Annotated in this window: 12 protein-coding genes; 4 read left to right on the top strand and 8 right to left on the bottom strand. The window is 64.7% G+C overall.

Annotated features, from left to right (window positions below; all coding sequences use genetic code 11):
- The 6 genes from QZM15_RS16000 to QZM15_RS15975 form a co-directional block, all read right to left on the bottom strand.
- Nucleotides 1–1,275 carry a fimbrial protein gene (locus tag QZM15_RS16000; protein ID WP_060965980.1) on the bottom strand — a complete coding sequence of 425 codons (1,275 nt, stop codon included), beginning with the start codon at nucleotides 1,273–1,275 and terminating at the stop codon, nucleotides 1–3.
- Nucleotides 1,276–1,335: 60 nt separating this feature from the next.
- The gene (locus QZM15_RS15995) at nucleotides 1,336–2,667 is read right to left on the bottom strand and encodes a type II and III secretion system protein family protein (RefSeq protein WP_104012257.1); all 1,332 of its coding nucleotides are present in this window, start codon (nucleotides 2,665–2,667) and stop codon (nucleotides 1,336–1,338) included.
- A 65-nt stretch (nucleotides 2,668–2,732) separates the two neighbouring features.
- On the bottom strand, nucleotides 2,733–3,656 hold the full coding sequence (gene cpaB, locus QZM15_RS15990) for a Flp pilus assembly protein CpaB (protein WP_059575732.1): 924 nt from the start codon (nucleotides 3,654–3,656) through the stop codon (nucleotides 2,733–2,735).
- Between the two features lie 90 nt (nucleotides 3,657–3,746).
- Nucleotides 3,747–4,193, bottom strand: coding sequence for a TadE/TadG family type IV pilus assembly protein (locus tag QZM15_RS15985; RefSeq protein ID WP_059575733.1), 447 nt, complete (start codon nucleotides 4,191–4,193; stop codon nucleotides 3,747–3,749).
- Nucleotides 4,190–4,690 carry a prepilin peptidase gene (locus QZM15_RS15980; protein WP_059575735.1) on the bottom strand — a complete coding sequence of 167 codons (501 nt, stop codon included), beginning with the start codon at nucleotides 4,688–4,690 and terminating at the stop codon, nucleotides 4,190–4,192. Before QZM15_RS15980 ends, QZM15_RS15985 begins: the two co-directional genes overlap by 4 nt.
- Nucleotides 4,691–4,787: 97 nt before the next feature.
- Complete coding sequence (locus tag QZM15_RS15975; protein WP_059575738.1) at nucleotides 4,788–5,006, bottom strand: Flp family type IVb pilin; 219 nt, start codon at nucleotides 5,004–5,006, stop codon at nucleotides 4,788–4,790.
- A gap of 678 nt (nucleotides 5,007–5,684) precedes the next feature.
- Here QZM15_RS15975 and QZM15_RS15970 point away from each other — a divergent pair.
- The 4 genes from QZM15_RS15970 (at nucleotide 5,685) to QZM15_RS15955 (ending at nucleotide 11,195) form a co-directional block, all read left to right on the top strand.
- A complete protein-coding gene (locus tag QZM15_RS15970) occupies nucleotides 5,685–7,340 on the top strand; it encodes a collagen-like triple helix repeat-containing protein (protein ID WP_302106716.1) in 1,656 nt (551 codons plus the stop codon).
- A 40-nt stretch (nucleotides 7,341–7,380) separates the two neighbouring features.
- Nucleotides 7,381–8,730, top strand: coding sequence for a collagen-like triple helix repeat-containing protein (locus QZM15_RS15965; RefSeq protein WP_060965975.1), 1,350 nt, complete (start codon nucleotides 7,381–7,383; stop codon nucleotides 8,728–8,730).
- Between the two features lie 144 nt (nucleotides 8,731–8,874).
- Entirely contained in the window at nucleotides 8,875–10,560 is a 1,686-nt protein-coding gene (locus QZM15_RS15960; protein ID WP_060318285.1) for a ShlB/FhaC/HecB family hemolysin secretion/activation protein, read from the top strand.
- A gap of 173 nt (nucleotides 10,561–10,733) precedes the next feature.
- On the top strand, nucleotides 10,734–11,195 hold the full coding sequence (locus tag QZM15_RS15955; protein WP_006483501.1) for a DUF2147 domain-containing protein: 462 nt from the start codon (nucleotides 10,734–10,736) through the stop codon (nucleotides 11,193–11,195).
- Between the two features lie 110 nt (nucleotides 11,196–11,305).
- On the opposite strand, the gene QZM15_RS15950 is transcribed toward QZM15_RS15955, so the two are convergent.
- Nucleotides 11,306–11,716 (bottom strand): transposase, encoded by a 411-nt coding sequence (locus QZM15_RS15950; RefSeq protein WP_059575747.1) that lies wholly within the window; start codon nucleotides 11,714–11,716, stop codon nucleotides 11,306–11,308.
- Between the two features lie 148 nt (nucleotides 11,717–11,864).
- Nucleotides 11,865–12,962 (bottom strand): cell division protein ZapE, encoded by a 1,098-nt coding sequence (gene zapE / locus QZM15_RS15945; protein WP_059575749.1) that lies wholly within the window; start codon nucleotides 12,960–12,962, stop codon nucleotides 11,865–11,867.
- Between the last annotated feature and the right edge of the window lie 48 nt (nucleotides 12,963–13,010).

The raw sequence follows: 13,010 nt of genomic DNA, 5'->3' as shown, positions 1-13,010 counted from the left end.
TTACGACCGCTTGGACAAGGGTTGAATGAAACGCTTCAGCGCGGACAGTCCAGACGCCGGACCGGGTGCAGCCGGACGAATCGACACGCCCGGCAGCCGCGCGGCGAGCGACTCGAGCGCGCGCACGTACGGATCGCGCTCCGCCATATCGACGATGAGTCGCCCCTGGTTTGCCGCATGACCGATCGCGACGCGGCGCGACGGCAACGTGCCGGCCAGCGACAGCCCGAGCCGCTCCGCGATCTGCCCGGGCGTCAGATCGAGCGCGGGGTCGTACTGGTTGACGACGAGCCGCATGCGATCGGTCTCGACACCCGCATCGCGCAGCCCGGTGAGCAAATCGGCCGCCGATACGATCGACGCGACGCCCTGATCGCAGACGAGCCATGCTTCGTCGGCGGAGCTCGTGATTTGTGCCACGAATTCGCGGTTCGAAAAACCGCCGAGGTCGACGATCTGCTGATCGAAGAATGCGCGAAACCGGTTCAGCAAACCGGCGCACGACGCGTACGACACGTCGCGCAGCGCGCCAAGATCCGCCGGCAGCGTCGTCAACGCAACGCCGCTCTCGTGCCGGGTCAGCGCGGTATTCACGAAGGTCCTGTCGATGCGGCGCAAGTTGTGAACCGCATCGATGAAATGGAATTCACAGCGGGTATTCAGGAACAACGCGCCATCACCCGCTGGCAACCCGAGGTCGACGAGCGCGGTCTGGCGACCGGCCGGCGTCCCGCCGTTCGGCACGCCGCTCCCGTCCGGGCTCACCGAGCGCTTCTGCAACCATACGGCCAGATTCGCCGCGAGCGTGCTCACCCCCATGCCCGCACGCGCGCCGAGCAATGCAACGAGCTTGCCGTGGCGGCTCGCCGGCTCGCCGACGTTCTCCAGCAACCCGCGCGTGGTGCGCAAAGCATCTTCCGCCGGAGCCGACACGTCGATGAAATCGCGAACGCCGGCGCGCAAGGCAGCGAGCGTGCTCTCCGGCTGTGCGAGCGAACCCAGCGCGACGATCGGCAGCCCCGGATGCGTGGCGCGAATCGCAGCCGCGGCAATGCTCGCCGCCGTGCTGCCGTCGGAGAAATCGATAAAAACGAGCGTCGGATTGAGGCCCGTAATGCGTTGCGCCAGCACACCCGGATCGAGCGATGCGGCCTCGACCGCGCCGGCCGATACGAGCGTATCGGCCAGCCAGCGGACATGTGCCTCATGCTGCGACGCACAAACGAAATAGTCGGTCACGGCGGGTTCACACAAGGATTGAATTCGCGCATTCATGTCGAACACCCCCGATTACACAAGGCGTGGCGTTGCATCGCAAGCCGCGAGACATTCCACTCATTTCGAAAATCCGGGAGCAGCGTCGGGCGACGCAACTCCGCCCAGATACGATTTCCAGACCGGCCCGTCGCGCTGCTCGGACAACTCGCCGGGCGTCGCGGGCAACACTGCACCCTTGGCAATCGGCGCAACGAGATGCGGCGTCACGATGATCAGCAGTTCCTTGTCGTTCTGCTGATAGCTCAGATTCTTGAAGAAGGACCCGATGATCGGCAGATCGCCGAGCAACGGCACCTTGCTCACGTTCGACATCGTCTGGCGATCGATCAGCCCGCCAATCACGAAGCTCTCGCCGTCGCCCAGTTCGACGGTCGTATCCGCGCGGCGCGTCGTAATGCCGGGCACTGCGACGCCGCTGATCGTCACGCTGTTCACGAAGTCGAGCTGACTCGATTCGGGCGCGACCTTCAGCGCGATCCGGCTCGGACTCAAGACCGTCGGCGTCAACGAGAGCCCGACGCCGTATTGCTTCCACTGGATCGCCGTCGAACCGAGCCCCTGCGGCGATGGCACCGGAATCTCGCCTCCCGCGAGGAAGCTCGCGCTCTGCCCGGACAGCGCGACCAGTGTCGGCTCGGCCAACACGCGCGCGAGATTGTTCGCCTCCAGCAGAGACAGGTCGGCAAAGATGCCGCGTCCGGCCGCGTTCACGACCAGGTTGAATGCGGACGCGACTGGCGATCCGAGCGTCGGAACGTATCCCCCGGTCCCCGGGCCCGACCCGCCGCTATAGGATTGCACGCCGCCCGGCGAAAACGATCCGAACGAAAAGCCGTTGCTTTGCTTGAAGAAATTGAACCCGACCTGCTTGAGCACCGAACGGCTGAATTCGACGACCCGCACATCGACTTGCACGACGCTCTTGCCGGGCACCGTCGAGCGGTCGATCACGGCGCCCTTGCCGCTCATGTTCTTGCCGACCGCGGCCGCACGCGCATGTGCCTCGAGCGACGCGGCCGAGCCTTGCAGCACGGCCGTGCCGCCGTATGCATTCACGCGCGGCGTAGCGCCGTCGAGCACGGCTTGCGCGGCCGCGTCGACCACCGCGACGTTCCAGATCCTTGGTTCATCGTGCCCGCGCTCCCACAGCATCACGTTGGTTGCGCCGGGAGCCTTCGCAGTGAGCAGCACGGAACCGGAGCGGCTACCCTTCATGATCAGCACGTCGGCAATTGCCGGATCACCGACTGCGACGCGCTGCAGCGTGCGGCCCGCCGAAATCTGCCGTTGTGCGCCGACGGCGAGTTCGATCGTAGCGCTCGCGCTTGCGAGCGAAGCGAAGGTCATGATGCAGATGGCAATCGCGAATGCAATCAGAGTGTTTTTCATCGTTTGGTAGACCGGCGCGCGGCCTTTTGCTTGTCGTCGCTGGTATCGATGGCCGTCGACCTGGTTCAATAAGCAACCGTTTCCGACCGGCCGCCGCGAATCACTTCGATGCCGCCCCCCCCGCTCGGCCGTACAGGCGGCGGCAGGTGCGACGGCAACGGAGGCAGGTTCGTACTGGCTACGGGCGTTCTCGGTGTGCCCGACAGTTGCTGCAGCGAGACGCCTGCTGCGGCCAGCGCCGACGGCGACAGCTTGTTATCCGTACGTACTGCGACCGTCTGCAGCGCAAGATCGTCGTCACGCGGGTTGCGCAATGCCAAGGTCAGGCGGCCGGTCGCCTCGCCGAGCGTCAGCGCATCGACCTGCGCGGTCGGCACCGCGAGCACCGCGATGCGGGCGCCGGTCGGTTGCCCATTACCACCGTTGTTGTTGCCGCTGTCGCGCTCGGCGGTCGCATCGCCGAACGACAGCACCCTGACCTTCGACAACAGAAGCCGCGCCTGTGTCTGCGAAACCTCGCCGTCAAGCATCGTGCTGCCGACTTCGCGTTTCAGGTTCAGGAACACGTCGACGAAATTTCCGGGCCGCAGGCGGTTGCCGACCGCGTTCGTTTCGTCGACCCGAACCGCAACCGCGCGCTCGCCGGGCTGCACGTCCTCGGCAAGCCCCGACACGAGTGCATCCGCAACGACCGGGGTCGAGGCCGGAATGTCGCGAATCGGCACGCGGCCAGCCAGCGCAGCGGGGTCGCTGAAAGCGCCTGCCGGTGCCGGCACCGTCGCCTGGATCTTCAGCGCATCGGCCGGGATCGGCTGTCCACCGGACAAAGCACGCGTTGCAATGACGATCGGCACCGCCGTTGCCGCCACCATCGGCTGTGCCGGCGTGGGACTTGACACGCTGCGTCCAAGCACCCATGCATAGATTCCGAGCAGAACCGCGATCGCAATCAGCAGCCCCGCGATGATCTTCGTTATGTTGTTGGCCATGTTGTCGTATGGATGCCGGATTGAATCCAATCAGTTTCTTCTTGTCGCGCGATTTGCACGTGACAGATCTATCGCATCATGATGCCCAACTCACAGCATCGACTGCGGAATTTGCACCACTGCCGTACCCGTCAGTGGTTTGGTCATGATCGTCCCGAGGAACGGCATGATCGTCATCCAGCTATCAGGCGTATAGCTCACCGTGACCGTCAGGCAGTACAGCAACGGCGTAGGCGTTCCGTTGTAGTTGCACTGCTGCGCCACCACGTTGGGCGGACTGCTGTTCAGCCAACCTAGAACGTTCTGCGTGGTCGTCTTGGCGTTCGCGACGCGCGTCGAGAGGTCCGGTGCATAAGCCAACCCAGCACGCGCGCCCTCGCTTGCAGCCAGCGTCAAGCTCTGCTGAATAAGGAAAATCATCCCGAAACTCAGAATCGCGTAAAAAATCACGAAGAACAGCGGAAACACGATTGCAAACTCCACCGCTGTCGCTCCACGTTGCCGTCGCCATCTCCGGCATGCGTTCTGTCGTTTCATCGCACGCCCCCGATTGCGACCAGATAGACCAACCAGGCGGCAGCCGGCACCGCGAGGCATGCGGCATAAGGCGTCGCGCGATACCCGCCAACTGCCAGCACTGGCGCGCGCTGCCGCCACAAGCCTCCGAGCGACGTGCGCGACAACAGCATCAGCACGAGCGCGTGCAGCCCTGCAGCCAGACTGGCAGCCACCCAGAGCCAAAGCAGCGCATGCGCACCGCACCAGATGCCGAGCACGGCGAAAATTTTGACGTCTGCTGCGCCCATGACGCGCAGAAGGAAAAACGGCATCAAACCGATCAGGCCGATCAGCATGCCGACCACTGCCTGATGCACGGAAATGCCAAATGGACTCGCGGCCACGCATGCAGCGCCGACCCCGCCGATTAATCCGGCCACGACAAGGGTGTTCGAAATACGGCGGAAACGAATATCGCTGACCACGACCGAGCCAGCCCAGGTCAGAAATATCCCGCTAAAAATGAGATGTTCCATCGCACCACGATCCGCAGCAGATGCAAGGGCGGGCGGATTACCGAGGTAGTCCGCCCGCTACTGCGCCACGACGACTTCCGGAAAAGAAGAAGTCGGCTTAGGTCGTCGGGGTTGCCCGAATCGCGGAGGCAGAACAGTTCGTAGACGAAGGAGACGACACGCACGTGCCGAGATTGGTGAACATGTTGCCGAGACTGCTGCCGATGTTCGTCACCCCGGCGACGATCGCGACAGCGATAAGACCCGCGATCAGCCCATACTCAATCGCGGTAACCCCGTCTTCTTCCTTAAGGAAACGCTTGATGATTGCTTTCATTTTATTCCTCGTGCCTGTATTTACGTTTTCTGGCCTTTTATACGTATACGTCCCCGCATATCTGGCCGTTTGCCCCGGACCGTTCGTCACATCTGCTGTAACGACAACCGGGTGCGCTTTCTTTATAGGTCGCCCCGAAGGGCATTGCTCACGATTTGATGCAAGTTAACATTCGCGATAGCGCTCCTCCTCGAACGTAGTGTACCGAACCGTACATACCCTTACATCTGCTCCGGATTCTATATCCGATCCTATTTGAATTCCAACCTCTTTTAGCCACTCTGCCGGAAAAAAATGACCAGGAGCACAACGTATTTGTACGGCGTTTCGGTACGACTTACACATAGGATTTACGATAGGTTAGATGTGCACACCTAATCCACCAGTAAAACAATTGCCGCGTCCACCAAGCCCGTGTGGGCCCCGCGTTACGCCCCACGCGTAACGCCATTGTTGTGACGTTACGTTACGAAACGGGCGAAACCGTTCTCATTCCCCTGCACTTAAACAGATTCAACAATCTTTCAATTTCCGGAACTTCCTTTTCCAACAAGGAATTGCCTCGTTTAAAACCTGTTGCCGAGCCGTTGGGCATCGAAATGGCACGACAGTTGCAGAGTAGTCCTCGCACCACTCAACACAACGCAGTTCACAACACACTTCTAATGCGAGGACGAAATGGACATTAAGGTTATCCCTCATGGCGTGTTCCGGACGACTCTGATCGCGGCCACCGTTGCAGCCATGCTTTCCCTCTCCGCGTGCGGCGGCTCCGGCTCCATCAGCCAGGGCCTCGGCGGCGGCTCGAGCTCGGGCGGCGGCGATACGATCTCCACGTCGGGCGGCAATGGCTCGAGCGGCACGTCGGGCACGAGCGGTACGTCCGGCACCAGCGGCACCTCGGGCACGAGCGGCACGTCCGGCACTAGCGGGACCTCGGGTACGAGCGGTACGTCGGGCACCAGCGGAAGTTCGGGCACGAGCGGTACGTCCGGCACGTCGGGTGTGTCGGCCAATCCAGTGGGAAATGTCCTCGCAAGCACCGGCAACATCATCACGAATGCCGGCGGCACCGTCTCCGGCCTCGGCTCCGTCATCGGCAGCCAGACGCTGCCGGGCGTCAATCCGGCCACCACGCAAGCCGCGGGCGGCATCGTACAAAGCGTGGGCGGCGCGGTTACCGCCCTGGGCAACGGCCTCGGCAGCGGTCTCGGCCAGCTCGGCGCGACGAAGGATCCGGTCGGCACCACGGTTGCCAGCACCGGCGGCGTGGTCAATCAGCTCGGCGGCGCAGTCACGCAAACGGGCAACCTGGTCACGAGCCTCGGCAGCGGCCCGCTGTCGCCGCTCGCGCCCGTCACGGGCGCCGTCGGCGGCCTCGTCTCGACGCTCGGCGGTGCCGTGTCGAACGGCGGCACCACGCTCACCAACGCGCTGTCGACCGGCCCGATCCAGCAAGTCACGCAAACGGTCAGCTCGGCCATCACGCCGATCACGACGATGGTCGGCCAGACGACCCAGACGATCGGTTCGGCAACCGGCCTCGGCGCACCGGTCAACACGCTGCTCGGCACGGTCGGCAACGGCCTGAACCAGGCCGGCGCCCTGCTCGCATCGACGGGCGGCAACCCGGTCACCACGGGCCTCGGCAACACCGTCTCGTCGACCGGCAACACCGTGAAGGCGGTCGGCGGCCTGCTCACGGGCGGCACCGGCGGCGTGACCAACCCGCTCGCTCCGCTCACCGGCATCGTCTCGACGGTCACCGGCGCCCTCGGCGGCGCAACGGGTGGCGGCAGCGGCCCGCTCGCGCCGGTCACGGGTCTCGTCTCCACGGTCACCGGTGCACTGGGTGGCGCAGCAGGCGGCAGCGGCGGCCCGCTTGCGCCGGTCACGGGTCTCGTGTCCACGGTCACCGGTGCACTGGGTGGCGCAGCAGGCGGCAGCGGTGGTCCGCTCGCGCCGGTCACGGGCCTTGTCTCGACGGTCACGGGTGCACTGGGTGGCGCAGCAGGCGGCAGCGGTGGTCCGCTCGCGCCGGTTACCGGTCTGGTCTCCACCGTGACGGGCGCGCTCGGCGGCGCAGCAGGCGGCAACGGCGGCCCGCTCGCCCCGGTTACGGGCCTCGTCTCCGCGGTCACCGGCGCACTCGGCAGCGTAGCGGGCGGCGGTAATCCGATTGCCGCTCCGGTCCCCGCTGTCACCAGCACGGTTGGCGCACCGGCACTGAGCGGCGGCACGGGTGCCGTCACGAACTCGGGTTCGTCGTCGAATCTGCTTGCGCCCGTCACGTCGCTGATCGGCGGCCTGCTCGGCGGCACGCACGGCAAGTAATCCGACATCCATTCATCGAAAAGACAGCGAGGAGTCCATCATGTCCCAGCAACGTTCCGTCACGACCGCCGCCCTGCGCCAGTGGCGCGTGCCCCTCACCGCCTTCGCCGCGGCGTGCCTGCTGGCCGCCTGCGGCGGCGGCGGCGTCAGCTCGCCGCCGACCAGCAGCAACGACAACAACAACCCGAGCACGAGCGGCACGCCGGGCACGAGCGGCACCAGCGGCTCGTCGACCGGCACCAAGGGCGTCATCAGCACGGTCGGCCAGACGGCCAGCGACCTCGGCAGCACGGTCGGCAACATCAGCCTGCCGGGCCTCGGCGACGGCGTGACGAAGGGCGTCGGCAGCACACTGGCGAGCACCGGCACGATCGTCGGCGCGGCAGCCGACGCGGTGAGCAACGGACTCGGGCAGATCGGCTCGACGAAGGACCCGGTCGGCACCACGGTGGCCGGTCTCGGCAACGTCGTCGGTGCCACCAGCAACACGGTGTCCGGCCTGAGCTCCACGGTGAAGGCGCTGGGCACGGGCCCGCTGGCACCGCTCGCGCCGGTCACGACGCCGGTCGGCACCGTGCTGGACACGGTCGCCAACGGCCTGACGGCCGCCGGCACGACGATCGGCTCGACGCTGTCGTCGGGCGCCGTGCAGCAGGTCACGCAGCCGATCAGCTCGGCGATCACGCCGCTCGTGATCACCGCCGGCCAGGTCACGCAGCAGGTCGGCACAACGACCGGCCTCGGCCAACCCGTCTCGGGCCTGCTCGGCCAGATCGGCGGCGCCATCAGCTCGGCCGGCAAGCAGGTCGGCGCAACGTCGAGCCAGCCGCTCGTCGGCGACGTCGGCCAGCTCGTGACCGCGGTCGGCAATACCGTGACCAACGCCGGCGGCCTCGTCAATCCGAACGGCCCGAACGGCGCGGCACCGATTCCCGGCCTGATCACGAGCCTCGTCGGCGGCTCGACGGCAACCGTCCAGAACGGCTCGTCATCGGGTTCCGGTTCGACGAACCCGCTCGGCGGCCTGTTGTCGGGTCTCGGCTCGACGCCGCTCGGCTCGCTCACGGGCGCGCTCGGTGGTGCAACGGGCGGCTCGGGCAGCAGCCCGCTCGCACCGGTCACGGGCCTCGTCTCGACGGTCACCGGCACGCTCGGCGGCGCAACGGGTGGCGCAGGCAGTGCAAACCCTCTCGCGCCCGTCACCGGTTTGCTGAATACTGTCACCGGAGCAGTGGGCAGTGCGGCAGGGTCCGGGGGCTCGAGCCCGCTCGCGCCCGTCACGTCGCTGGTCGGCAGCGTGTCGGGTACGGCATCGTCCGGCAGCGGTTCGACGGGCCTGCTGGCGCCGGTCACGGGGTTGCTGGGTACGCTGGGTAGCGTCGGCAAGTAAGGAGGACGGCCGCGTCATCGCAGCCGGAGCGAATGACGCGGCCGTACCAACACGCCCGGCATGGCGGCACGCGGCGCGCGACACCCTGGTGTCGCGTGCCGGCATTACAAAGAAGACGAAAAGCAAGGCCTACGAGGAAGAACAATGAAATCCAGACTCGACAGATGGATGATGCTGCTCGCCATCGCGGCAGCAGGCACGGCACAGGCACAAACGCGCGTCGGCGGTAACCCGCTCGACTCCCTCCCCCAGATCAACGCACCGAAGACGGGCCCGAACGTCACCGTTCAGGTCGCGCCGCAGGCCCCGCAATTGCAGGAGCTGCTGTCGCGGCACCTGACGCCGAAGACGTTCCAGGTCGAAGGCGTGAAGTCGATACCGTTCGAGGAAATCACGCGCCGCTTCACGCCGCTCGTCGGCAAGGACATCACGATCGGCGAGCTGATCGAAACCGCCAACGGCGTGACGAAGCTGTATCAGGAACGCGGCTACGCGCTGTCGTTCGCGTTCGTTCCCGCGCAGACGTTCGAGAACGGCGTCGTGCGCATCACGGTGGTCGAAGGGTATGTGTCGGACGTCAAGGTCACCGGCAAACCCGGCGCGATGGAACCGAAGATTCGCGCGATTGCCGCGAACATCACGGCCGATCGTCCGCTGCGCCGGGCCACGTTCGAGCGCTACGTGAACACGTTCGGCCTGCTGCCCGGCCTCACGGTGAAAGCGAACGTCCCGCCGCCGCAAACCACCGACGGCGCGACGACGCTCGAGCTCGCAGTCGATCGCAAGCCATTCAACGTCAGCACGGGGGTCGACTTCAACCACCCGGGCGTCCAGGGCCTCATCACCGCGACCGAAAACGGCCTTACGCGGTTCGGCGAGCAGTTGAGCATCTCGGCGCTCGCACCGCCGGGACGCGACAAGCAGACCTACTTCGCGTTCAGCGGCGCGCTGCCGGTCGGCAGCAGCGGCCTGATCACGCGTCTCGATGCGAGCACGTATCGCGGCAAGCCGACCGACAACCCCGGCCTGCCGTCGTCAGTCGAGCGCACGGTCAAGAACGAGAAACTCGGTCTTTCGGCGTCCTATCCGATCTTGCTGAACAACCAGCGCAGCCTGCTCGGCACCGTGTCTGGCTATGCGTCGCACAACGAAGATCGTTACCAGAGCAAGATCAACGGCAACAGCATCGACACGCGCTCGCAAGTCCGCGTGCTGCAGATGCAGCTCGACTACACGAGTGTCCAGCCGAAACAGGTGCAGAAGCTGAGCGTCAACGTCGCGAAGGGCTTCAATATCCTCGGCGCATCGAAAGCGCAGGACATTACCGTCGGTACGACGACGACCTCGGTGGACAGCCCGATCTCGCTGACTTTCGTTCGCACCGGCGCGACCTTCACGCAGACGAACGAATGGCCGTTCCGGATCGGCACGTCGGTTTCGCTGACCGGGCAATACAGTCCCGACTCGCTGCCGACGTCCGAACAGATATCGTTCGGCTCGACCCGTTACGCGCTCGGTTACCAGCCGGGCGAAACGTCGGGCGACTCGGGCTGGGGGATGTCGCTGGAAGTCAACCGCGGCTTCACGCCGGGCTGGACGTATCTGAAATCGATCACGCCGTACATCGCGTACGACATGGCCCGCGTGTATCTGCACGCGGGCACGCCATCGCCGAACCGCATGTCGTCGGTCGCCGTCGGCGTGCGGCTCACGGACAGCCGCTACTACAGCCTCGATCTGAACGTCGCGAAACCGGTGGGCGATGCGCCGGTCGAAAGCGCGTCACGCAGCCCGCGCATCAACGCCGCGTTCTCGTATCAGCTCAACTGATCGGTCACCCAAACCACGAAACGGCCGGCGCCATGCCGGCTGTTTCGATTAGAGTCCCCTCTATCAAACGTGGCGTGCTGTTTCACGTATTCTGGCGAAGCTCGCAACATGCCCGCCCCATGCAGACGGTCGTGCGAGCGAATCGACAGACATGCAAAACAAGGAGGAAGACAATGATTCAACTGACCCGCCCATTGCGTGCAATCGCCATCGCCGGCGCCCTGCTCGCGTGCGCAGCGCCCACGTTCGCGCAGGCCGACAGCCCGATCGGCATGTGGCAGACGATCGACGACAACACCCATCAACCGAAGGCACTGGTACAGATCGCCGAGGACGGCGACGGCTCGCTGACGGGCAAGGTCGTCAAGGGACTCGGCGCGAACGATACACCCGATCGCCGCTGCACCGCGTGCACGGACGAGCGCAAGGATCAGCTCATCAAGGGCATGACGATCATCAAGGCGATGAAGAAGGACGGCGACCACTGGGACGGCGGCAACATCCTCGACCCGGAGAACGGCAAGGTCTACAAGTGCAAGATGACGCTTGAAGACGGCGGCCAGAAGCTCGTGGTGCGCGGCTACATCGGCGTGTCGCTGCTGGGCCGGTCACAAACCTGGGTTCGCCAGCAATAACGCGGTACGCGCCCGAACGCGCGATTAGCAGGGCTCAATAAAAAATCGGCCTGCGACGACGTCGCCAGGCCGATTGCTTTTGGTGCGCGCACAACGGAAACCGATGGCCATCACGCTGCGTGCTTCATCGCATCCGGTGCATAGCTGCCCGGTGCGCGATATGCGGGCGCCGCGTTGCTGCGCGCCTGCGCCGCCTTCGATTGCGTGTGCTTGCGCATCCGCGCGGACAGTTCATTGCAAAGATTCATGCCGGCGTCGCCATAGAGCTCGCGCATCACGTTCATCAACGTGCCCGTTTCGTGCCATACCTTGAAGCGGCGATGACATGTTTGATACGACGGGTAACGGCGCGGCATGGCCGACCACGTTGCGCCGCTGTAGATCACCCACAGCACACCGTTCAGCACGGCGCGTGTATTGGCTAACGGCCGGCCGCGCAACTCGGTGCGCGGCTGCATTTCGGGCAGAAGCGGCGCGACGCAGCGCCATTCGTGGTCGGTCAAATCGCGATACGGTGTCATGGACATCTCCAGCCTTAATAACCATGACACCACAATATCCGCTCACCTCAACGATGAATATAAGACAAATCCGAAAATACCCGAAGATTGACGAAATTTAACCGAAATTGATGTTTAAACCCCGCCACTTCCCCGACCGGCAACCGGTTCAGGTCAACGACGTATCGACGATACGGCGCGGCGTTTCGAGATACTCCTTCGACTGCATCTCGACGATGCGCGAGACCGTACGCGCGAATTCGTTGGCCATCGGGCCTTCGACGTACAACGCCTCCGCCGGCACCGCCGCGGACATCAGCAGCTTGACCTTGTGATCGTACAGCACGTCGATGAGCCACGTGAAGCGGCGCGCTTCGGACGCCATCCGCGGCGACATCTGCGGCACCTCGGACAGCACGATCGCATGGAAGCGGCTCGCCAGTTCGAGGTAATCGTTCTGCGAACGCGGGCCGCCGCACAACGTCGCGAAATCGAACCACACGACACCGTCCGCCTTGCGCAGCGCCTTGAGCTCACGCTTCTCGATATGCAGGATCGGGCTCTCGTCGGGCACGGCCGCGAGCTTGCCGAATGCATGGCGCAATTCGCGATCGGCGTCCGCGCCGAGCGGCGTGTGATACATCTTCACCTGCGCGAGCGTGCGCTGGCGATAGTCGACGCCCGCATCGACGTTGAGCACGTCGAGCTTCTCCTTGATCAGCGCGATCGCCGGCAGCATGCGGTCGCGATGCAGGCCGTCCGGATACAGGTCGTCGGGATCGTAATTGGACGTCATCACGAACTGCACGCCGTTGTTGAACAGGCGATCGAGCAGCCGGTACAGGATCATCGCGTCGGCGATGTCCGACACGTGGAACTCGTCGAAGCAGATCAGCCGGTAGCGCTTCGCGATGCGTCGTGCGAGTTCGTCGAGCGGATCGGCCTGCCCTTTCAGCTCCTCGAGCTCGCGGTGCACTTCGCGCATGAATTCGTGGAAATGCAGGCGCGTCTTGCGCTGCACGGGCACCACCGCGTAGAAGCTATCCATCAGGAAGCTCTTGCCGCGGCCGACACCGCCCCACATGTAGACGCCGCGCGGGAGATCCGGATGATTGATCAGCTTCTTGAACGCGTTCGAGCGGCGCGCCTTGTACTCGACCCATTCGTCGAAACAGCGCTGCAGGCGATCGACGGCCGCGCGCTGAGCGGGATCGGACTGATAGCCGCGCGTGGTCAGCTCGCGCGTGTAGTATTCGGTGACGTTCATCGGGCAAACCGGAAAGGACGAAGGCGAGCGGGAAACCCCGCCCGCCTT

It is taken from the genome of Burkholderia sp. AU44665 (genome assembly GCF_030504405.1).
GTDB classification, from domain to species: Bacteria; Pseudomonadota; Gammaproteobacteria; order Burkholderiales; family Burkholderiaceae; genus Burkholderia; species Burkholderia semiarida.
This window is presented reverse-complemented; position numbering and strand designations above follow the sequence as displayed.